This window comes from Pseudonocardia sp. Ae505_Ps2 (assembly GCF_001932425.1).
In the GTDB taxonomy this organism is placed as follows: domain Bacteria; phylum Actinomycetota; class Actinomycetes; order Mycobacteriales; family Pseudonocardiaceae; genus Pseudonocardia.
In genome coordinates, this window is sequence record NZ_MCIP01000001.1 from 4,242,063 (window position 1) to 4,262,407 (window position 20,345).

The window sequence follows — 20,345 nt, forward strand, 5'->3', positions numbered from 1 at the left end:
CCCGCTCACGCGCTCGTCGCCTGCTGCTGGGGGGCGGTGCGCGAGGGGCGCAGGATGGCCGCGGCCAGGCCCACTCCCACGAGGGTGACCGCTGCGGCCACCCATCCGGCGAGCCGCAGTCCCGCGACGACGGCGTCCGGGGTCGCGTCGGGTTCCAGTCCGGCGCTCGCCACGGCGACCAGGGCGGCCAGGCCGACCGCGGAGCCCAGGTACTGCGAGGTCGAGGCCAGGGCGGAGGCGACGCCCTGCTGTTCGGGTGCGACGCCGGTGGAGACGGAGACGAACAGCGGTGGGAACGCGAGCCCGGCGGAGGTGCCCCAGAGCAGCACGCCGGGCAGGACGGCCCAGTAGGAGCCGCCGACCGACATGCCGAGGGCGAGCACCACCAGTGAGGCGGTCACGCAGGTCATGCCGATGACGAGGGTGCTGCGGATGCCGAGCCTGCCCAGCAGCAGGGGGACCAGTGTCATCGATGCGAGCAGGCTGCAGATGCTGAGTGGCAGGAAGGCGAAGCCCGCGGTCAGCGGGGAGTAGCCCAGGACCGTCTGGAGGTAGGTGGTGAACAGGTAGTACTGGGTGCCGACGGTTCCCATGAACACGAAGATCACCGCGGTGGCGGCGACGACGTTGCGGTTGCGGAACAGGCGCAGGGGCACGAGCGGGTCGCGGGTGCGGGACTCCACGAGCACGAACAGGCCCACCAGCACGAGACCGAGTACGAGCGCGCCGACGCCGCGCGGGGTGAGCCAGCCGATCTCCGGGCCCGAGACCAGGCCGAGCACGACGAGGGTGAACCCCGCGGTGGCGAGGACGGCGCCGGGCAGGTCGAACCCGCCGGAACTCGTCGTGTGGTCGCGGCTGAGCAGGGTCGGCGTCGCGGCGAGCGCGATGGCCATCAGGGGCACGTTGACGAAGAAGACCCATTCCCAGCCGAGCAGGCTGGTGAGCACCCCGCCGCCGAGGGCGCCGACCGCGGCGCCGGTCGCGCCCGCGGCTCCCCAGACCGCGAGGGCCTTGTTGCGTGCGGGGCCCTCCGCGAAGTGCGCGGTGACGAGCTTGAGGGTGGACGGGGTCAGCAGCGCCGCACCGAGCCCCTGTACCGCGCGGGCGAGCACGAGCACGGTCGGGCCGCTCGCGAGGCCCGCGACCAGCGAGGACAGTCCGAAGACCACGAGCCCGGCGACGAACATGCGCCGCGCTCCCAGCCGGTCCGCGGCCCGCCCGCCGAGCAGGAGGAAGCCGCCGAGGACGACGGTGTAGGCGCTGACGACGGTCTGCAGTGACTGTTCGGAGAAGCCGAGGTCGCGGCCGATCTCCGGCAGCGCCACGAAGACGATGTCGAAGTCGATCGCGGTCATGAACTGGGCGAACGCGAGCAAGGCCAGGGTGAGCCCCGGCCGGGGGACGGTGCGGGACGGAGCGGTGGACACGGGGGTCCCTTCGTCGAGACGGGTGTGCGTCTCGCAGCATCGGTGGGCAGCGCGACCGGCAGTAGAGGGAACATTCGGGTCGCCTGGGGAACAGCGATGTGACCGTCCTGGTCGGCGCGGGCCCGACGACGTCGCTGTGGCCCGGATCACCGAACGTGCCCGGCCGGTGACCATGGGATGAGCCCGCGATGGGCGTCGCCGCCGATGCTGACCTGCGACGGCGACCCCGAGCAGGTGAGGACGGACGATGCCCGACACACCCGTGCGGTGCGACCGGTGAGCATCCTGGCGATCGACATCGGCGGGACGAAGGTGGCCCTGCGTCGCGAGGGAGCCGGAACCCCACCGCACGAGACGGTCGTGCGGTGGTCAGAGGGGGCGAGCAGGTCCGACGATCTCGCCCTCCTGCGCGCAGCGGTGGCCACGATGGGGAGCGGATCCCGCGCCGTCGGCGTGTCCCTCCCCGCGACCGTCGCCGTGTCGGGGACCGTGACGAGCTGGCCGAACCGCCCGAGCTGGGTGGGCCTGGACTGGGCCGGGTTCGTCGCGGATCTGTTCCCCGCGACCCCCACCGCGACCGCGGACGACGGAGATCTCGCGGCGCTGGCCGAGGCCGAGCACGCCGGCCGGTCGGATGTGGTCTACCTCGGGGTGGGGACCGGTGTGGGTGGCGGGATCGTCTCCGACGGCCGGCTGCTCCCTCGGTCGGGACGCGGATCCTGCGAGGTGGGGCACATGATCGTCGCGCTCGACGGCCCACGGTGCGACTGCGGCAGACGCGGATGCCTGCAGGGGATCGCATCCGGGCCCGCGGTGCTGCGGGCCGCGGGCGCCGCGTTCGGACAGGAGACCGGCCCTGAGCAGCTGCTCGACGGATGGCGCGCCGGTGCCCCGTGGGCGGACGGGGCGGTCCGGGCGGCGGGTCGGGCGTTGGCCGCCGCGGTCATCGGGGTGGGGGAGCTGTTGCGGGTCGATCTCGCCGTGATCGGCGGAGGGTTCGCCGCCGGTGTCACGGACCTGGCAGCCGTCGTCGCGGACGAGGTGGCGGGACACGCGCGGGTGGGGCATCCCGTCCCGGAGGTCCGTGCGGCCGCGCTCGGAGGGACGTCGTCCCTCCACGGGGCGCTGTCGCTGGCCAGGTCCCTCCGGGCCGAGGCCGTGCCGTGAGCCCGGCTCCCGGGCCCGCGTTGGCGGCGGCTCGCCCCTGGCTGGTCCCCGTGCGTGACGTCGACCCCGCGGCGCCGTTGCTCCTGTGCTTCCCGCACGCGGGCGGTACCGCCGCCTACTTCCACCGCTGGTCGGTCGAGCTGGCGCCGGACGTGGCGGCCCTCCCCGTCCACTATCCGGGGCGTTTCGACCGCCGGCCCGAGGCCGCCCCCGACGACCTCATGACCCTCGCCACCGCGGTGGCCGATGTCGTCGCGCCGCTCGCCGCGTCGCGGCGCACCGTCCTGTTCGGGCACAGCATGGGCGCCGTGGTCGCCCACGAGGTGAGCCGGGTGCTGCAGGCCCGCGGTGCACCGTCCGCCGCCCTGGTGGTGTCCGGACGACGGTCACCGCGGTCGGCCTGCACCGAGCGGTTGCCGGCCGACGACGAGGCCGTGCTCGCGGACGTCCGGCGGCTCGGCGGCCGCGGAACGGCGTTGCTCGACGATCCGGACGTGCGCGCGGCCTTCCTTCCGGTCATCCGCGGTGACTACCGGCTCCTGGACCGCCACCGGTTCCGGCCGGGCCCGCCGCTGGACATCCCGGTCACAGCGGTCGTCGGGGACGCCGACCCCCGCGCGACGGCCGCCGACGCGCACGGGTGGGGCGCTCTCACGACGGGGCCCTTCCGGCTGTTCACCCGCCCCGGTGGGCACTTCTACCTCGACAGCGACACACCGTTCCTGTTCGAGATGGTCAGGAGACTGCTCGACTGACCTGCTCCCGAGCCGATCCCGGTGCCGGGTGGTGGCTCCCATGGCCGTGTCGGCCGTGTCGATGGGCCGAGTGGACGAGCGATGACCCGGCGATGGGCGGTGGATGGGCCGCGGATCGGAGCATGGGCTCGACCGTCTGCGTCACCTGCGGTCCGACCTCGGGACGACACGTCCCGGACGAAGGGAGTCCTCCATGCGCGTCGCACTCGGTGTCCTGTCGGTACTCGGCGCGATCGCCTTCCTCGCCATCGGCGGCGGCAAGATCGTCTCGACGGCGACGTTCGTGGACCAGCTGGGTCTGCCGGCGGCGCTGGTGGTGGTCATCGGACTGCTCGAGGTCGCGGGCGCGCTCGGCCTGCTGGTGGGGCTCCGCGTGCGTGCGATCGGACTCGCCGCGTCCACCGGCCTCCTGCTCCTGCTCCTGGGCGCGGTCGGCTTCCACCTGCTGCGCGGTGACCTGATCCCGGCAGGCACGTCCGCGCTCGTCCTGCTCGTGGTCGCGGGCGCACTGACGGCGCTCCACGCGCTCCTGGCGCGTCCGGTGTCCGCCGCCCGGACGACCGCGGAGCCCGCAGCCTGACCCTTCCGGGCAACGGAGCCGGCGGTACCGCAACCGCGGAGGGCGCGGGTCGTCAGGGTGTCGTGCTGGCCAGCGAGCACCGGCCCGATCCGCGGGCGGAGGCGACCGGGCTCGTCGGTCTGGCGTTGCGGGGGATGCGGGCGGAGCCGGCCGGGTCGAGGATTGACGTGGGCCGGACCCCGGTACGTAGAGTCGTCCCACGGACCTGCGGGCCCTCCACACCCGGCCGGGACCCGGCTCGACGACGCCGCCGCGCCCGGCCGTCCGTGGCACGGGTGCGCACGCCGGGAGCGATGGGGGAACGGTGAAGGTCGGGTTCGTGGGGTCCCGCAGGAGACACATCGACCTGCTCCGGGTGGCCGGGGCGTGCTGTCCGGGGTGGGTACGTCCTCGCTCCCGACCCGCTCACCGGTGCCCTCCCGGAGGTCCGCATGTCCCCGCGCCCACCGCTGTCCGTCCTCGACCTCTCACCGGTGCCCGCCGGCGGGGGCGCCGGTGACGGGCTGCGCCATTCGATCGACCTGGCCCAGGTGACCGAACGGGCCGGGTACCGCCGCTACTGGGTGGCCGAGCACCACCTCAATCCCGGTGTCGCCTCCTCGTCGACGCCGGTGCTGGTGGCGCTGATCGCCGCGGCCACCGAGCGGATCCGGGTCGGGTCCGGGGCGGTCCAGCTGCCGAACACCCCGCCGCTGTCGGTCGCCGAGCAGTTCGGGACCGTCGGCGCGGTGCATCCCGGCCGGATCGACGTCGGGCTGGGCCGGTTCGACCTGCACAAGCTGCTGACGCTGATCCGCCAGGGCCGGGCGGCCCCCGGTGACACGCCGCCGCCCGCCCCGCCCGCACGGGTCGTCGACGGGCTGCTGGTCCCGCCGCCCGCCCGGTTCGTCGGTGACCTGTCGTTGTTCGGGACCTTCGGTGAGCTCCTCGGCTTCAGCGCCGACGACCCCGCGCCGGACTACGGAGCCCAGGTGCGGGAGATCCTGTCCTACTTCGCCGGTACCGCGACCCGCGCGGACGGCCGCCCGTTGCAGGTCACCCCCGCGGCGGGGGCCGACGTGCAGGTACTGGTCCTGGGCGCGAGCGCGGGGGCGAGTGCACAGGTTGCGGGGGAGCTGGGGCTGCCGTTCGCCGCGAACTACCACACCTCACCGAGCGCGACGCTCGATGCGGTGGCGGCCTACCGGGCGGCGTTCCGGCCCGGCCGCATCGCCGAGCCGCACGTGCTGGTCTCGGCGGACGTCGTCGTGGCGGACGACGACGACCGGGCCCGCGAGCTGGCCTCGCCCTACGGCCAGTGGGTCCTCGACATCCGCAGCGGGCGCGGCGCCCACCCCTACGTGACCCCGCAGGAGGCGCGGGCCAGGGTGTGGACCGAGGAGGAACGGGCCGTGGTGCGGGACCGGGTGGACACCCAGTTCGTCGGGTCGCCGGCGACGGTGACCGAGCGCCTGGAGACCCTCGCCCGGGCCACCGGCGCGGACGAGCTCGTCGTCACGACGATCACCACCGAGTACACCGACCGGGTCCGCAGCTACGAGCTGCTCGCGAAGGCGTGGAACACGTGACGGACCGCGACGGGATCTTCCTGGCCTACAACCTGCGGACCTACGGCAACCTCCCCGACGCCTGGCTGTCGCCGAGGCTGCGGCGGTTCTCGCTGTACGACCCGGCCTACTGGGCGGAGTTCGCCCAGCTCGCCGAGGCCGGCCTGCTCGACGCCGTGTTCACCGGCGACGGCTCCCAGATCACCGACCCGACCACCGCCGTCGCGGACGGGCTGGACCGCTTCACCGCGTGGACGGCCGCGATCGAGGCCACCGAGCACGTCGGCTTCCTGCTGACCGCCTCCACCACCTACAACGACCCGTTCCGGCTGGCCGAGCGTCTGCTCTCGCTCGACGTGCTCAGCGGCGGCAGGCTGGCCTGGAACGTCGTGACCTCGCACTCCGGCGCCGCCGCGGCCAACTTCGGGCTGCCCGCCCACCCGCCGCGGGACACCCGCTACGCCCGGGCCGAGGAGTTCGTCGGGATCGTCACGGACCTGTGGTCGGGCGCGACCGTGGACCACGTGAGCGACCAGTTCACCGTGCGCGGGAGGCTCGCCGTGCCCCCGTCCCGGCAGGGGCGGCCGCCGATCGTGCGGGCCAGCACCTCCGAGGCCGGGCGGTCGCTGGCGGGCCGTTTCGCCAACGGGGTGTTCGCCGCGGACCTGACCCGTGCCGGGGCCGTCGAGCACCGGGCGGCGTTCCGCGGGGACGCGGTCGGCTTCGGGCGCCCTGCCGACCACCTGAACTACCTCTCGGGGCTGCGGCTGGTGCTGGGGAGCACCCAGGCCGAGGCGGAGGCCAAGGTCGCGGACGTCTACAGCCAGTCCGAGCAGCAGACCGGCGAGCAGGTGGCGTGGCTGAGCTCGCTGATCGCGTTCGACGTGTCGACGTTGGACCCGCAGGAGCCGCTGCCGGTCGAGCTGCTGTCCGCGCAGCGGCTGGCGGAGCTGCCCGCGAGCGAGACGGTCAGCCTCGGGTTCCGGGCCTCGGTGCACGGGTTCCTGCGTGAGCACGCCGGGCTGCCGCTGGCCCAGCTGCTGGTCCGCAGCCGGTTCGTGGGTGCGGGGCACTCGACGTTCGTCGGGCCGCCGGAGCAGCTCGCCGACCGGCTGGAGGACTGGTACGAGGCGGGCGCCGCGGACGGGTTCGTCCTCGCCCCCGACCTCACCCTCGAGACCCTGCAGGTGCTGGTCGACGAGCTCGTCCCCGCGCTGCAGCGCAAGGGGCTCTACAAGCGCGAGTACACCTCGGACACCTTCGCCGGGCACCTGGGGCTGCCGCCGTTCCGCGACCCCGGCGACCTGCGGTTCGACGTCGACCCGGCGCGCCGGGCGGCGGCGCGGGCCACCGTGGTGGCCCGGCGCGCCGACCCGCGGGCGGAGGACCCGTCGGCGCCGGCCCCGGACGGGGTGGCGGCGTCCCTGTCCGCGACCGTGTCCGCGGCCGGGTCGGCGCACGGCCGGTGGAGCGCGGTCGCCCTGAACGGGGAGGCGGTGCGGGACGCGGTCGCGGACCCCGACCGGCTGCCCACCGGTACCTACCTGCTGGGCCTGGACCGAGTGCTCGGACCGGAGCCGGTGACCGCCCTGGACCCGACCACGGTCGCCGCGGTCCTCGGCCTGCGGCGGCCGGACTCGACGTTCCTGCCGGTGGTCGCCGTGGAGCGCGAGCACCCGTGGAACCTCGCGCGGACGGTGGCGAGCCTGGAGCACTGGCTGCGCGGCCGGACCGGGATCGTGCTCGCGAGCCACGACCGGCTCACCGCCGCGGGCCGGGCGGGCGCCGGGGCGTGGGACCCGGGCCCGTTCGCCGACCCGACACCCGCCGGTGCCGCCACCACCGGCGAGGTGGCCGGCATCCTGCGCGCGCTGTGGGACTCGTACCCGAACTCGGCGCTGGTCGTGGACCGCGAGCGTGGCGTCTACGCGACGGGGGAGGGCATCGCCCCGATCGACCACGTCGGCGCCTACCGGGTCGCGGGTCCGGGCGCGGTGGCGTCGTCCTTCCACGGCAGGCCGGTCGTCGCGCAGGTCGTGGTCGACCCGGAGGACCTGCTGCACGCCTCCGACGCGGTCGACCTCGCCCTGGTCGAGGCCGCGCGGCTGCCGTCGTTGCTCGCCCTGCTCGACCGGCTGCCCGCGCACCTGCGGTTCCTGGTGGTCGACGGCGAGCCGCCCGCCGACGACCGCTTCGTCGGCACGGTGACTCAGGTGCCGCAGTAGGTCACGTGCGGACCGGTTCCGGGGCGGGTGAGGTCCGCCAGGCCGGGCCGCTCGACGTAGGGCTCGCGGACCGCGGCGAGCAGCCGGTGGAAGGGGTCGAGATCGCCGTGCTCGGCGGCCGCGAGCGCGGCGTCGGTGACGTGGTTGCGCGGGACGTAGAGCGGGTTGACCCGGTCCATCGCCGCCCGGCCCGCGGTGACCAGCGGCGCGCGGCGGACCGCCCAGGCGTCGAGCGCCGCCCGGTCCAGGAACAGGTCCCGGGCGGTGCCCGCCGCGAGCGCGCGGAAGAACGTCGTGAAGTCGACGTGCTGGGCGTGCAGCAGCGCCATCAGGTCGGTCGCGAGCGCGGCGTCCGGCGTGGACAGCCCCAGCTTCGCCGCCATGCCCCGTGCCCAGTACCGCTCGTAGGTGCGCGGGAACTCGTCCACGAGGTCCTCGACGTCGTCGAGCGGGCGCAGGCTCTCGGCGAGGCGCGCGAGGTTCCACCGCAGGATCTCCGGCTGCGCCGCATAGGCGTAGCGGCCCGTCGTGTCGAGCGAGCTGAACACGGTGGCGGGGTCGACGGCGTCCATGAACGCACACGGCCCGTAGTCGATCGTCTCGCCGGAGATCGTGGTGTTGTCGGTGCTCATCACGCCGTGCACGAATCCGACGAGCATCCAGCGGGCCACCAGCGCGGCCTGGGCGTCGACGACCCGGCCGAACAGCTCCCGGTAGGGCCGCACGGCCCGGGCGGCGTCCGGGAAGTGGCGGGCGATCGCGTGGTCGGCGAGGGCGCGCAGCGACCCGGGCTCGCTGACGGCCGCGTACTGGAACGTCCCGACCCGCAGGTGGCTGGCGGCGACGCGGGTGAGCACCGCGCCCGGCAGCTCGCGTCCGTCCCGCTCGATCCGCTCCCCGGTCGCGACGACGGCGAGCGCGCGCGTCGTCGGGATGCCGAGTGCGTGCATCGCCTCGCCGAACAGGTACTCGCGCAGCATCGGACCGACAGCGGCCCGGCCGTCGAGCCCGCGGGAGAAGGGGGTGGGGCCGATGCCCTTGAGGTGCAGGTCGCGGCCGTCGGGCAGCTCGCCGGCCAGGAGGGCACGCCCGTCGCCCAGCCGGGGTTTGTAGACGCCCCACTGGTGGCCGGCGTAGGCCAGCGCGCGGGTGTCCACCCCGTCGCCCACCAGCGTGGGCAGCTCGACCGGGCCGACCCCGAGATCGTCGTTGCGGCCGAGCACCCGGGGGTCGGGGAACCGCACCGCGGGCCACGGCACCGACAGCGCCGGGACGTCCCGGGCATAGGTGTGCGTGAGCTGTGACCACTCGCCGGGGCGGGCCCGGATCGCGTCGCGGGTGTCCACCGCTCAGCCCACCGCACCGGGGCGGACGCGCCGCGCGAACAGCGAGGCTCCCGGACCGGGCATCCGAACCTCGCTCATGGCCACCCCTTCAGCATCACCTCCGCCGGGTGTGCCCCGCGAGGTGAGTCACGGCACATGCTTCCACGACGCAGCCTGCATCGTCCCGGCCCGTGCGCTGCTGCTGCATGCAGCGCACACCGGGACGTACGGCTCCCGGTGCAGGTCGCCCGGGGCGAGAGCGAGCCGAGCAGGACGGTGGGACACAGCACAGGCGTGGGACACGCCCGCTACGCGACGGCAGACTGGGCGTCGCCGATCTGTATGCAGATCGTCGTCCCTGTGGTGGAGGTATCGCGGTGCACGAGCTGACCTGGGCCGATCCGGTCGTCCCCGACGGCGTCCGGGCGATCGGTGCGACGGCACCGTTCTGCTACGGCCTGACCAACTACGTCGCGGCGAACCTGAGCGCGAACGTACTGCTGGCGGTCGGGGCGAGCCCGGCCATCGGTGCGCTGCCCGGGGCCCCGGTCGCCTTCGGCGCCGGGGCGTCCGCCGTCTGGATCAACACCGCGTCGCTGATGAGCAGCGGCCCGGACACCCTGCTCGACGCGGCCCGCTCCGCCGATGCCGCGGGCACCCCGTGGGTCCTCGACCCGGTCGCGTTCGGCGCCGGGGCGGGCGAGTACGACGAGATCGTGCGCTCGCTGCTCGCCCACCGGCCGACCGCGATCCGGGGCAACGCCTCGGAGCTCATCGCGCTGAACGGCGGCGCCGGCGGCCGCGGTGTGGACACCACCGCCGACTCGACCGAGGCGATACCGGTGATCGCGGAGCTCGCGTCGCGGACCGGCGCCGTCGTCGCCGTCTCCGGGCCGACCGACTACGTCACCGACGGCGACGCGACCGTCGCCGTCACCGGCGGCGATCCGCGGCTGACCCAGGTCACCGGCGCCGGCTGCGCGCTGGGCGCGCTGACGGCGGCCGCGCTGGCCGCGGTCGACGACCGGTTGACCGCGGTCGCCGTCGCGCACGCGGTGTACGCGGAGGCCGCCCGGCGGGCCCGGCCGGCGCGGGGGACCGGCTCGTTCGCCGTCGCCTTCCTCGACGAGCTGTCCCTGCTGGCGGACTGATGCACCTCGCGGCCTTCCTCAACGCCGGCCCGCAGGGCACCGCCGGATGGCGCCACCCGGACAGCACCTCGTCGTTCCTGCGGGCGGAGCACTACCTGCGCGTCGCCCGGCTGCTCGAGGACGCCCGGTTCGACCTGGCCTTCGTCCCCGACTCGCTCGCCGTCCCGCGCAGCCTGGGCGGGTCGTTCGACCCGGCGGTGCGCTACGGCACTGGGACACCCCGGCTCTCGCCGATCCCGGTCCTGGCGATGATGGGGGCGGTGACCGAGCACCTCGGGCTCGCGGCCACCGGGTCCACCGGGTGGGCCCAGCCCTATCCGGTGGCCCGCGAGTTCGCGACGCTGGACCACCTCACCGGCGGTCGCGCGGCCTGGAACGTCGTCACCAGCTTCCAGGACGCCGAGGCGCGCAACCACGGCGCCGAGGCACTGCCCGGCCGTGCCGAGCGGTATGCCCGTGCCGAGGAGTTCCTGCAGGTCGTCACCAAGCTGTGGGACGGCTGGTCCGACGACGCGGTCCTGGCCGACCGCGAGACCGGCATCTACGGCAGGCCGGAGGAGGTCCGTGCCCTCGACCACGAGGGCGAACGGTTCCGGGTGCAGGGTCCGCTCGGGGTCCCGCGCAGCCCGCAGGGTCGACCGTTGATCGTCCAGGCAGGAGCCTCGCCGGCCGGCCGGGACTTCGCCGCCCGGTGGGCCGACGTCGTGTTCTGCAGCCACGAGTCGCTGGAGTCGGCCGTCGCGTTCTACGGCGACCTGAAGAAGCGGGTCGCCGCACAGCACCGGGACCCGGACCAGGTCCGCATCCTGCCCGCCGCGACCACCGTGGTGGGCCGGACCGACTCCGACGCGCGGGCCGCGCACGAGGCGTTCGCCGACCTCGTGCATCCCGAGGCCGGACTGTCGCGGCTCGCCTACCACGTGAACGTCGACCTCACCCGGTACGACCTCGACGGTCCGCTGCCCCCGCTGTCGGAGGTCGGCGTGGATGGGCACTACCGGGAGGTCGTCGAGTTCGCCGAGCGCGAGGGACTCTCGATCCGCGAGATCGGCCGGTGGTACGGCGCACGGACCGAGGGCGACATGGTCGGTTCCGCGGCGACGATCGCGGACACGATGGAGCAGTGGCTCGAGGCCGGTGCGGCGGACGGGTTCATGGTCCAGGCCACCCACGTCCCGGGAGCGTTCACCGAGTTCGCCGACGCCGTCGTGCCCGAGCTGCGCCGGCGCGGGCTGGTCCCGTCCGCGTACACCGGGGGCACGCTGCGCGACAACCTGGGCCTGCACCGACCGGAACGGGGGCCGGCGTGAGCGAGCTCGTCACCGCGGAGGAGCTCGTCGAGGAACGGGCCGAGGCACTCGTCCTCGACGCGACCGTCGCCCGGGACACCGGTCCCGGGGGCGCGGTCGTCTACCGGTCCGGGCGCGCGGTGTTCGAGGCGGGTCATCTGCCCGGTGCGTCGTTCGCCGACATCGTGGAGGTGTTCTCCGCACGGGGTGCCGCGCTTCCGCTCACCCGGCCGTCCACGAGCGAGCTCGGCAGGGCCGCCCGCGACCTCGGGATCGACCGGGACTCGCGGATCGTCGTCTACGACTCGCTGAGCGGGGCGTGGGCCGCGCGGATCTGGTGGTTGCTGCGCGCCGCCGGACACACCGACGTCCGGGTCCTCGACGGCGGCCGCGCCGCCTGGGTCGCGGCCGGCGGTGAACTCGAGACCGGGGCGCCCCGACCGTCGGCCCGGGGAACCTGGACGCCCGTCGCCGCCCCGGGGCGCTGGGTCGACCTCGACGGCGTCCGCGCGATGCTCGACGGCGGCCGCCCCGGCACCTTGGTGTGCGCGCTGCGGACGCCCGACTTCGCGGCCGGTCACATCCCCGGCTCGCGGCATGCCGCCTACAACGACCTGCTGGACGAGGGGGGGGCTGCTGCGTCCGGAGCGGGCCGACGCCGTCGCGGCGTCGTTGCGGGATGCGCCCGGCCCGCTCGTGCTCTACTGCGGCGGCGGCATCAACGCAGCAGGCCTGGCACTCGCGCTCGCCGGACGGGGACGTGACGACGTCGCCCTGTACGACGGGTCGCTCACCGAGTGGCGATCCGCCGGACTGCCCCTGGAGGCGTCGCCGTCCGGCTGAGAGCGTTCCCGGTCAGTCCCGGGGTCGTGCCACCAGCTGTCGGATCCGCGCGTCACGGTCCTGCGCCAGATGGGCCAGCATCCGGGCCCGCGCGGTCGGCGCGTCACCGGAACGGATCGCGGCGGTGATCGCGTCGTGCTGGGCGAGCGCGTCGGCGAAGGACCCGGCGGCGGGGTCGGTCCGCCACGGAGCGTGCATCTTGATCTGGGCCTCCAGCCGCCCGATGAGGGCGGCGAGGGTGGTGTTGTGCGCGGCGGCCCGCACCGCCTCGTGCCACGCGTTGAGGTGCCGGCGCACGACGGCCACCTCCGCGGCGTCCCGCGCACGTGCCGAGGCCTCCTCGATCCGTGCGAGGTCGAGCGGCGTGGCCCGCGCCGCGGCGGCCTCTGCTGCTCCCGCGTCGAGCAGCGCCCGGGTCTCGAAGATCTCCAGCAACTCCTCGGGGTCGCGGCGGCGCGGGAGGAAGCCGTGGTGCGTCGCGACCAGCAGTCCGTCCTGGGCGAGCAACCCGAGTGCCTCCCGCACCGGTGTGCGGGACACCCCGAACTCCGAGCTGAGCGTGCCGGGGACCAGGGCCTCGTCCGCGCCGTAACGCCCGTGCAGCAGCCGGTCTCGCAGCTCGGCGTAGACCCGGTCCCGTGCGTTCCCCCCGGTCGGTCCCTCCCGTGACCCCACTCCGGGAACGGTAGTCGGGTCGGGCTCCCGGGGACCACTGCTCGCGGGATCCGTACCCACCGCCACCGGTCACCGGCCCATCACCCCCGGACCGGCGGGCCCACTCGCACCGCACGGTGGCGCAGCGCGACGACTGCCTCCGCGATGGCCGCCGGTTGCTCCTCCTGCACGTAGTGGATGCCCCGGCCGGCGTGGGTGCTCTCCAGGTTCCGGATCGTCTCACGGGCCCACGCCACGATCGTGGGGCTGAGGAGGAAGCCCGGTTCGAACTGCAGCAGGGTCTTGGGCACGTCGCTGGTCCGCAGCCAGTCGACGAAGGAGTCGAGGAACTCCACGGTGGAGGCCGGATCGCCGTCGACGGGGAGGTTGCGCGGCCCCTGCAGCACGGGCCGCCGCGACTCCGGGGTCGGGAAGGGGCGCTGATACTCCGCGATCGTCTCGGCCGACAGCGGGTTCAGGAAGAAGCCGGGGAACAGCTCGGTGAGGAACGCGTTCCGCTCCAGTACGAACTCCTCGCCCGCTCCCCGCGTGCGGATGAGGGCTCGGACGTCCAGGAACTGGTCGGGCAGGTGGCTCGACTCGATCGGGCGCAGCACCGGCTCGGCGAGGAGCACGGCGGCGACCCGGTCCGGGTGGCGGGCGGCCCAGTGCAGCCCGTGGGCCGCGCCGTAGTCCTGCAGCACCAGGGTGACGTTTCGCAGGTCGAGGGCGTCGAACCACGCGTCCAGGTGATGCTGCTGGTCGGTCAGGGAGTACTCGAGCGCGGGCTTGCCGGAGTCGCCGAATCCGAGCAGGTCGACGGCGAGAAGCCTCCCGTGGCCTTCGAGCCTGCGGAACACGTGCCGCCAGAGGAACGAGCTGGTGGGGTTGCCGTGGATGAACACCACGGGGTCGCCGCTCCCTGACTCGACGTGGTGCAGATGGGAGTCGAGGACGGGGGTGTCGTGCGCGGTGGCGGTCTCACCGAACTCCGGGTGCGGGTCGACGTTCGCGGGATGGGACACGGAGTCTCCTGGTGTTTGGTGTCAGGTGGACGTGGGCGGGGGAACGCGCCACAGACGTGGGGAGTGCGGGCCGGTGGGCAGAAGCCTGCGCCGGCGGAGGATCGGGACCACACCGTCGACGAAGTCCTCGGCGCCTCCGGGGTTGTGCGAGAACTTGACGACGAACCCGTCGGCGGCCCCCGTCGCCAGCCATTCCTCCATGATCGTGGCGACCTGCTCGGCCGTCCCGACGTGCGAGAGGTGGCCGCGGCTGCCCGCGACCTGCCGTACCAGTGTCCGCAGCGTCGTGGCAGGGCCCAGCCGGGCAGCTATCCCGGCCAGCACCGGGGCGCGGCTGCGGATCCCGTCGAAGTTCGCGGCGGCGAACCGCTCGGGCAGCGGGCAGTCGAGCCCGCCGGGCGGGACCTCGATCCCGAAGCCGCGCAGCAGGCCTGCCACGTTGTCGTCGGTGAGGAGGTCGTCCAGGCGGTCCCGCAACGCACGGGCCTCCGACTCGGTGGAGCCCAGGGTGACCAGGAAACCGGGCAGGAGCAGTGGCGGGCGGGTGCCGAGGACCGCGGCCCGCCGGTGCAGGTCGCGGCGGAACGCCCGCCCGTCCTCGACCGTCGGGGTGGCGGCGAAGACGACGTCGGCGTGTCGGGCGGCGAAGTCCCGCCCCCGGTCGGACGCCCCGGCCTGGACGAACAACGGCCGCGGGCCGTGTCCGCCCGCATGCCACAGCTCGTGGAAGCGGGCGACGACGCCGTCGGCGAGGTCGTAGCGGCTACCGTGGGCGGGCACGTCGGCCAGCCCGAACGCGGCGGCTGCCGACGGCGCCCCGGCGGTCACGATGTTCCAGCCCGCTCGGCCGCCGCTGACGTCCTGCAGCGCGGCGAAGGTGTCCACCAGCCCCTCGGCGGTGCCGAACACCGTGGAACCGGTGGCCACCAGCCCGATGTCCGGCACGGCTGCGCCGACCGCCCCCAGCAGCGTCGTCGGCTCGAACGGCCACCGCACGTGGTCGCGCACCGCGGGATCGAAGCCCACGAAGTCCGCGAAGAACACGGCGTCGAATCCGCCGCGGGCGGCGAGCCGGGCGCGGTCGACGTAGTAGCCGGCGTCGTCGGTGCGGTCCGGCCGCGCGGTCGGCAGCCGCCACGCGGCCTCGTGGTCGCCGCTGTGGTGGAACTCGGCGAACAGGTGCAGCGCACGGCTCATACCGACACCGCCCGCGGCACGACGCCCTGCGGCCCGGCAGGCACATCGAGCGGGGAGTGCACCGACCAGTGGAGACCGTCGTGGTGCACCGGCTCGATCCTGCTCACGTCGACGTGGATGCCCGCCTGCTTGTCGTTGCGGACCGCGCCGGGCTTCCAGGACCCGAGCAACGCCTCGACCAGGCCGACGGACTCGGTCCGGCGGTCCGGGTCGTCGTCGCGCGGGAGCCACTCCGCCCGGCCCGCGCTGATCTTGTCCAGCGCCGCGAGTCTGCGTGCGATCACATACGGGTGCACCTCGGCGGTGTCGACCACGACGACGAGCCGGATCCTGGTGGTGCGCACCGCGACCGCAGCGGCGAGCACGAACGGATCGGGTCTGCGGGGCAACACGAACCGGGCGTCGTCCGCAGCCTCCCGGGCGACGGCCGCCGCGACGAGTTCATCGAAGAACCCGCTCATGGCCGGAACTCCCCGAGCTGCCGACCGCCGTCGACGACGAACTCCGAGCCGGTGGAGAACCGGGACGCCGGTGAGAGCAGGAAGACCACCAGCTCGCTGACGTCCGCGGGCCGCCCCGGCTCGCGGATCACCTGGTTCGGCAGCACCGCCGAGTCCAGACCGTCGATGAACGGGGTCACGATCCGGCCGGGGTGCACCGAGTTCACCCGGATGTGGTGCCTGCCCAGATCCAGCGCGGCGGACTTCGTGAGTCCGCGTACGGCGAACTTGCTGCTCACATAGGACGGGTGGTGCTCGATGCCGATCAGCCCGGCGATCGAGGAGATCGTCACGATGCTGCCTCCTCCCGCCCGCACCAGGCTCGGGACGACGGCTTGGATGCCGAGCAGGACGCCGTCGACGTTGACCCGGTGCACCTGGCGGAACACCTCGAGGTCGACGGTTGCGGTGTCGCCGTGGCCGAAGATCCCTGCGTTGGCGACGAATCCGGTCAGGCCGCCGACCGCCGCCTCGCCGGCTCGCACTGCGGCGGCCCAGGAGTCCGGCTCGGTGACATCGAGGTCGACGGCGACGGCCGACTCTCCCAGCTCCTTCGCGACCCGGCGGACACCGTCGCCGTCGATGTCGCCGAGCACGACCCGGCCGCCCGCGGCGACCACGAACCGGGCGTGGCTCTCGCCGAGCCCGCGCGCCGCACCGGAGATCAGCACGACCTGGCCGGCGAGCGCGTCGCTCACGGGAACAGCCCCAGGGCGGTCCGGCCGACGACGTCGCGCACGGTGTCCGGGTTCGGCGGATGGAAGGACCCGGCCCGGACGTCGCGGTACAGCCGCTCCAGCTCCCCGCCCCGCGAGATCGAGCCCGCGCCCGCGATCTCCAACGCGAGGTCGGTGGCCGCGCGGGCACCTCGGGTGGCGTTCTCCTTGGCGGCGAACAGTTTCGTCAGGGTCCGGGCGCCGTGGTCGACCCCGGCGGTGAGTTCGGTCGTGAGGTTGTCCAGCTGGCCGAGGATGCCCTCGAGCAGCAGCTCGGCTTCGGCAGCGTGGTACTGCACGAACGGCTTCCCGGCCACGGGCCCGTCGCCCAGGCTGAGCGCGGTGCGTTTCCGCGCGGTCGCGAGCGCGACGTCGACGGCGCGCCGGGCGATGCCGTAGTAGACGTTGCCCAGCAACGGCAGTACCCACGTGAAGATCCCCGCGACGGCAGGCGCCGGATCCGCTCCGAGGTCGTGCACGTCGATCACGCGCTCGGCGGGGACGAACACGTCGGTGAGCACGGTGTCGTGGCTGGCGGTGGCCCGTACACCGAGGGTGTCCCAGGTCTGCTCGGTCTGCACGCCGGCGTCGCGGGTGAGGAACGCGTGGACGATCCGCGGCCGGTCCGGGTCGCTGTCGTCGCGGGCGTGCACGCCCAGGTAGTCCCAGGCGGGCGCGAGCGAGGTGAAGATCTTGCGCCCGGTGATCCGATAGCCCCCCGGCACCGGGACCGCCACGGTGCGGGAGTCGGCGATGGCGACGTCGTTGCCCGGCTCGCCGTGCCCGGCAGCGATCACCTTTCCCGCCGCGACCTCGCGCAGCAGCCATTCCTGGGAACGGTCGCCGCCCCGGTGGAGGCTCGCGGCGTTGCCGACCCAGTACAGGTGCATCGTGGTCGCCAGGCCGGTCGACGGGGCCCAGTAGGCGAGCTCGCGCTGGGCGCGGTTGACCTCGTGGAGGGTCAGTCCGCCGCCGCCGAACTCCCGGGGGACGGGGCCGCGCAGGTGCCCGGCGGTGCGCAGCTCGTCGAGGTCCTCGGCGAAGAAGCGGTTCTCCTCGTCGTAGTCGCGGGCCCGCGCGTGGATGCGGGCGAGCAGATCGTCGTCGAGGGCGGAGCGCAGGCCCTGGCCCATCTCGGAACCGGTGGTCATGAGGTGATCTCCGTGGGTGGGTGCACGTCGCTCGGGCGGACCCGTGCGACGCTGGTGAGATGCGGGTGGAACAGGCCAGGTGCGTGCTGGCGATCCTGCGCACGGGCTCGTTCCGGGACGCCGCCCGCGATCTCGGGATGAGCCAGTCCACGCTCAGCGAGGCGGTGCGCGCGCTGGAGCGGGAACTGGGTGTACAGCTGCTGCACCGCAGGCGGCGCGGGGTGTCCGCCACCGAAGTGGGCGCGGCGGTGCGCCCGCAGCTCGAACACATCGCGCGGGCCGCGGCAGAGGTGCAGAACACCGTCGCGGCCTTCTCCGAGGCCGAACGCGGGCGGCTGCGCGTCGGGGTGGTCACGGCGGCGGCGGGCACCGTGCTGCCCGCCGCGATCGGCGACCTGCTGGCCGGACGTCCCGACCTGGAGCTGCAGGTCTCCTCGACCGGCTCGTCCGAGATCGGGGACGCGGTCGCCGCGGGCAGGCTCGACGCCGGGCTGATCACCGTGCTGGCCGGCGCGCCGGCGCCGCCCGGGCTGACCGTGGTCCCGTTGCTGCGGTGCCCGCTGGTCGTCTGTGCCCCCCTCGGACACAGGTTCGCCGACCTGGCCGAGGTGCCCGCCGCCGAGCTGGCGACCGAACGGCTGATCGCCTACCGGCCCGGCTACCTGATGCACGATCTGCTCGGTCGGCTGGTGGAGCTGCAGACCGCGACCGTCGTCTACCGCACCGACGACACCCGCACCGCGCTGGCCATGATTGCTGCGCACGTCGGCGTCACCGTGCTGCCGGAGCTGTCGGTGCCCGACCCGCAGGGGTTGCTCCGCCGCCCGTTGGCCCAGCCGCACCCCGAGGTGCTGGTCGCCCTGGTGCACGCCCACGACGACAAGGACCCGGCCGTGGCGGCGTTCGGCGAGATCCTGCTGCGGCACGCCCGCGCATCGGCTCACGACGGCACGTCTGGCAGCACGAGCGTGCGGTCCTCGGTGTAGGCCGCGCGGAGCGCTCGCCCGCCGTCCCGCGGGCCGACGGGTGGACCGCAGCACTCACCGCGGTCTCGGCCACGCCGTCGTCCTGCACCCGATCGACCGTCGCGGATGCCGGGCTCACTGCGCCGGGCCGGTGGGCGCCGCGAACAGCTCGGCGTCCGGGAGCACACCGAGGGCGATGCTGATGCGATTGGTGGCGTTGATGATCGAGATGATCTGGACCGCCTCGTAGATGTCCTCGTCGGACAGCCCGACGGCCCGCAGCTCCTCGATCCGGGCGTCGGACACCTCACCCGGAGTGTGGGTCAACGTGATCGCGAGATCGGAGAGCAGACGTTCGCGGTCGGTCAGCTCCGTGACCTCGCGGTGGTCCAACGCGACACGGTGGGCGAGCCGGTGGTCACCGAGGACCTTGCCCAGGCCGTCCACGTGCAGCGCGTGGCAGTAGCTGCACCGGTTGGCCACCGAGACCACGGTGGCGACGATCTCCCGCTCACGCAGCGTCAACGTGCTCGGGCTGTCCGGTGAGCCGAGCAGCAGGGGGAAGAGGTAGGCGTTGAGTCGGGTGAAGCCGGGCCCGCCGAGAGCGAAGGCCTTGAGCCAGTTGGGGACGTACCCCTCCAGGGCCTCGGTCCGCTCGAAGAACTCGGCGATGGTCGGGGGCAGGTCCTCCGGGGCGGGGACCTTGAGACGGGAGATGCGGGTCTCGGGCAGGGTCTCGTGCGTGGTCATGATGTGGCGGCCTCTCGAGGGGTGGGGTGGCTCGGCTCAGGCGAAGAACTGGTCGTCCGGCGTGACCTGCAGGAAGATGCTGAAGCGGTTCGCCGCGGCGAACACGGACACGACCTGCACCGCCTCGAAGATCTGCTCGTCGTCGAGGCCCAGCTCACGGAGGCCGGCGATGTCCGCGTCCTCCACCTCGGTCGGACGCAGCGCGAGCTTGCTCGCGAACTCGGCGAGCACACGGTGCCGCGGGGAGAGCTCGCGAACCTCGCGGTAGTCGATCGCCACCCGGGTGCCCAGCCTGCGGTCGCCGAGCGCATCCCCGAGGCTGCCCGCGTGGTTGAGGCGGCAGTAGCTGCAGCCGTTCTCCGCCGAGGTGACGGTCGCGAGGATCTCGCGGTCGACGTAGGGAAGCAGACCCTGGTTCGGGTCGAGCAGGGCAAGCAGATAGTCGTTGAATCGGGCGGTGTGATCCCCGCCCAGAGCAAACGCACGGACCCAGTTCGGGGTGTAGCCGAGCGTCGCGGTCAGGGACTCGATCTGCCCGCGCAGTTTCGCGGGCAAACTCTCGATCTCGGGAACCCGCAGACGTGAAATCGTGTGCTGATCGAGCGCTTCGGTGCTCATGGAAATCCTTTCCACGGAGAGTGGGCGGCATTCATCGGCACATCACCGACACTGAAGAGGTGTGGGCGAATTCAGGCGGTCGAAGCATCTAGCTCAACGAGTTCGGCGAATATCTCGGAGGGCTTCTTCCAGTTGTGGATCTTACGGGGTCGGTCGTTGATATCGCAAGCCACCATCGCCAGATACTTCGGGTCCGAGGTGATTTCCGTGCCTTTCGGGAAGTACTCGCGCACGATGCGGTTGAGGTTCTCGTTGCTGCCGCGTTCCCACGGCGAGTGCGGGTGGGCGAAGTACACCGGCATCGACCCCTTGGTGACGGCGGCGTGGCCGGCCATCTCCGCCCCGCAGTCCCAGGTCAGCGAGGCCCGCATGTGGGCGGGCAGGCCACTGGTGGCGGCGATGACCCCACGGCCGACGGTCAGCGAGTCGCGCCCGTGCAGCGGAACGAGCACGAGGA

General features: G+C 73.8%; 20 protein-coding genes. 9 read left to right on the forward strand and 11 right to left on the reverse strand.

Features of this window, described 5'->3' with window-relative positions:
- Positions 1–5: 5 nt before the first annotated feature.
- Positions 6–1,430 (reverse strand): MFS transporter, encoded by a 1,425-nt coding sequence (locus tag Ae505Ps2_RS20115; RefSeq protein ID WP_075553867.1) that lies wholly within the window; start codon positions 1,428–1,430, stop codon positions 6–8.
- A gap of 276 nt (positions 1,431–1,706) precedes the next feature.
- Here Ae505Ps2_RS20115 and Ae505Ps2_RS20120 point away from each other — a divergent pair, with 276 nt between their 5' ends.
- The 5 genes from Ae505Ps2_RS20120 (at position 1,707) to Ae505Ps2_RS20140 (ending at position 7,704) form a co-directional block, all read left to right on the forward strand.
- Positions 1,707–2,597, forward strand: a complete 891-nt coding sequence (locus tag Ae505Ps2_RS20120) for an ROK family protein (RefSeq protein ID WP_226365448.1) — start codon at positions 1,707–1,709, stop codon at positions 2,595–2,597.
- A 50-nt stretch (positions 2,598–2,647) separates the two neighbouring features.
- Positions 2,648–3,352 carry an alpha/beta fold hydrolase gene (locus Ae505Ps2_RS20125; protein ID WP_233147520.1) on the forward strand — a complete coding sequence of 235 codons (705 nt, stop codon included), beginning with the start codon at positions 2,648–2,650 and terminating at the stop codon, positions 3,350–3,352.
- Positions 3,353–3,545: 193 nt separating this feature from the next.
- A complete protein-coding gene (locus tag Ae505Ps2_RS20130; RefSeq protein WP_075333298.1) occupies positions 3,546–3,932 on the forward strand; it encodes a DoxX family protein in 387 nt (128 codons plus the stop codon).
- A gap of 431 nt (positions 3,933–4,363) precedes the next feature.
- On the forward strand, positions 4,364–5,500 hold the full coding sequence (locus Ae505Ps2_RS20135; RefSeq protein WP_075333299.1) for an LLM class flavin-dependent oxidoreductase: 1,137 nt from the start codon (positions 4,364–4,366) through the stop codon (positions 5,498–5,500).
- Entirely contained in the window at positions 5,497–7,704 is a 2,208-nt protein-coding gene (locus tag Ae505Ps2_RS20140; RefSeq protein WP_170917064.1) for an LLM class flavin-dependent oxidoreductase, read from the forward strand. Before Ae505Ps2_RS20135 ends, Ae505Ps2_RS20140 begins: the two co-directional genes overlap by 4 nt.
- Here Ae505Ps2_RS20140 and Ae505Ps2_RS20145 read toward each other — a convergent pair.
- On the reverse strand, positions 7,689–9,050 hold the full coding sequence (locus tag Ae505Ps2_RS20145) for a protein adenylyltransferase SelO family protein (protein ID WP_249265309.1): 1,362 nt from the start codon (positions 9,048–9,050) through the stop codon (positions 7,689–7,691). The two genes, Ae505Ps2_RS20140 and Ae505Ps2_RS20145, sit on opposite strands and share 16 nt — an antisense overlap.
- Positions 9,051–9,406: 356 nt before the next feature.
- Between Ae505Ps2_RS20145 and Ae505Ps2_RS20150 the strand changes: the two genes are divergently transcribed.
- Genes Ae505Ps2_RS20150 through Ae505Ps2_RS20160 form a run of 3 tightly spaced genes read left to right on the forward strand, consistent with a single transcriptional unit; the run spans position 9,407 to position 12,233 of the window.
- Positions 9,407–10,180: a hydroxyethylthiazole kinase gene (locus tag Ae505Ps2_RS20150; RefSeq protein ID WP_075333301.1), complete on the forward strand. Its 774-nt coding sequence runs from the start codon at positions 9,407–9,409 to the stop codon at positions 10,178–10,180.
- Entirely contained in the window at positions 10,180–11,490 is a 1,311-nt protein-coding gene (locus tag Ae505Ps2_RS20155; protein WP_075553869.1) for an LLM class flavin-dependent oxidoreductase, read from the forward strand. Before Ae505Ps2_RS20150 ends, Ae505Ps2_RS20155 begins: the two co-directional genes overlap by 1 nt.
- On the forward strand, positions 11,487–12,233 hold the full coding sequence (locus tag Ae505Ps2_RS20160) for a rhodanese-like domain-containing protein (RefSeq protein WP_083702331.1): 747 nt from the start codon (positions 11,487–11,489) through the stop codon (positions 12,231–12,233). Before Ae505Ps2_RS20155 ends, Ae505Ps2_RS20160 begins: the two co-directional genes overlap by 4 nt.
- Positions 12,234–12,324: 91 nt before the next feature.
- Here Ae505Ps2_RS20160 and Ae505Ps2_RS20165 read toward each other — a convergent pair whose 3' ends face one another.
- The 6 genes from Ae505Ps2_RS20165 to Ae505Ps2_RS32725 form a co-directional block, all read right to left on the reverse strand.
- Positions 12,325–12,987, reverse strand: coding sequence for a GntR family transcriptional regulator (locus Ae505Ps2_RS20165; protein ID WP_075333303.1), 663 nt, complete (start codon positions 12,985–12,987; stop codon positions 12,325–12,327).
- Between the two features lie 80 nt (positions 12,988–13,067).
- Positions 13,068–13,991 (reverse strand): haloalkane dehalogenase, encoded by a 924-nt coding sequence (locus Ae505Ps2_RS20170; RefSeq protein ID WP_075333304.1) that lies wholly within the window; start codon positions 13,989–13,991, stop codon positions 13,068–13,070.
- Between the two features lie 21 nt (positions 13,992–14,012).
- A complete protein-coding gene (locus Ae505Ps2_RS20175) occupies positions 14,013–15,188 on the reverse strand; it encodes an LLM class flavin-dependent oxidoreductase (protein WP_075333305.1) in 1,176 nt (391 codons plus the stop codon).
- The gene (locus Ae505Ps2_RS20180) at positions 15,185–15,649 is read right to left on the reverse strand and encodes an LLM class flavin-dependent oxidoreductase (RefSeq protein ID WP_075333306.1); all 465 of its coding nucleotides are present in this window, start codon (positions 15,647–15,649) and stop codon (positions 15,185–15,187) included. The genes Ae505Ps2_RS20175 and Ae505Ps2_RS20180 overlap by 4 nt, the downstream gene beginning before the upstream one ends.
- Entirely contained in the window at positions 15,646–16,386 is a 741-nt protein-coding gene (locus Ae505Ps2_RS32720; protein ID WP_075333307.1) for an SDR family oxidoreductase, read from the reverse strand. Before Ae505Ps2_RS32720 ends, Ae505Ps2_RS20180 begins: the two co-directional genes overlap by 4 nt.
- Entirely contained in the window at positions 16,383–17,555 is a 1,173-nt protein-coding gene (locus Ae505Ps2_RS32725; RefSeq protein ID WP_075553870.1) for an acyl-CoA dehydrogenase family protein, read from the reverse strand. Before Ae505Ps2_RS32725 ends, Ae505Ps2_RS32720 begins: the two co-directional genes overlap by 4 nt.
- Positions 17,556–17,620: 65 nt before the next feature.
- On the opposite strand from Ae505Ps2_RS32725, the gene Ae505Ps2_RS20195 reads away from it, so the two are divergent.
- A complete protein-coding gene (locus tag Ae505Ps2_RS20195) occupies positions 17,621–18,541 on the forward strand; it encodes a LysR family transcriptional regulator (RefSeq protein WP_170917065.1) in 921 nt (306 codons plus the stop codon).
- Between the two features lie 114 nt (positions 18,542–18,655).
- Here the strand turns inward: Ae505Ps2_RS20195 and Ae505Ps2_RS20200 are convergent, their stop codons facing one another.
- The 3 genes from Ae505Ps2_RS20200 to Ae505Ps2_RS20210 form a co-directional block, all read right to left on the reverse strand.
- Positions 18,656–19,270, reverse strand: a complete 615-nt coding sequence (locus Ae505Ps2_RS20200) for a peroxidase-related enzyme (RefSeq protein WP_075333310.1) — start codon at positions 19,268–19,270, stop codon at positions 18,656–18,658.
- A gap of 36 nt (positions 19,271–19,306) precedes the next feature.
- Positions 19,307–19,888, reverse strand: coding sequence for a peroxidase-related enzyme (locus Ae505Ps2_RS20205; RefSeq protein ID WP_075333311.1), 582 nt, complete (start codon positions 19,886–19,888; stop codon positions 19,307–19,309).
- Positions 19,889–19,959: 71 nt separating this feature from the next.
- The coding region (locus tag Ae505Ps2_RS20210; RefSeq protein ID WP_170917066.1) for an IS30 family transposase at positions 19,960–20,345 on the reverse strand (386 nt) is incomplete at its 5' end.

What these genes read in the sequence shown, in the direction of transcription:
- Ae505Ps2_RS20130 (WP_075333298.1), top strand. Translation starts at nt 3,546, where the DNA reads ATGCGCGTCGCACTCGGTGTCCTGTCGGTACTCGGCGCGATCGCCTTC.
- Ae505Ps2_RS20135 (WP_075333299.1), top strand. Translation starts at nt 4,364, where the DNA reads ATGTCCCCGCGCCCACCGCTGTCCGTCCTCGACCTCTCACCGGTGCCC.
- Ae505Ps2_RS20155 (WP_075553869.1), top strand. Translation starts at nt 10,180, where the DNA reads ATGCACCTCGCGGCCTTCCTCAACGCCGGCCCGCAGGGCACCGCCGGA.
- Ae505Ps2_RS20175 (WP_075333305.1), bottom strand. Translation starts at nt 15,188, where the DNA reads ATGAGCCGTGCGCTGCACCTGTTCGCCGAGTTCCACCACAGCGGCGAC.
- Ae505Ps2_RS20180 (WP_075333306.1), bottom strand. Translation starts at nt 15,649, where the DNA reads ATGAGCGGGTTCTTCGATGAACTCGTCGCGGCGGCCGTCGCCCGGGAG.
- Ae505Ps2_RS32725 (WP_075553870.1), bottom strand. Translation starts at nt 17,555, where the DNA reads ATGACCACCGGTTCCGAGATGGGCCAGGGCCTGCGCTCCGCCCTCGAC.
- Ae505Ps2_RS20200 (WP_075333310.1), bottom strand. Translation starts at nt 19,270, where the DNA reads ATGACCACGCACGAGACCCTGCCCGAGACCCGCATCTCCCGTCTCAAG.
- Ae505Ps2_RS20205 (WP_075333311.1), bottom strand. Translation starts at nt 19,888, where the DNA reads ATGAGCACCGAAGCGCTCGATCAGCACACGATTTCACGTCTGCGGGTT.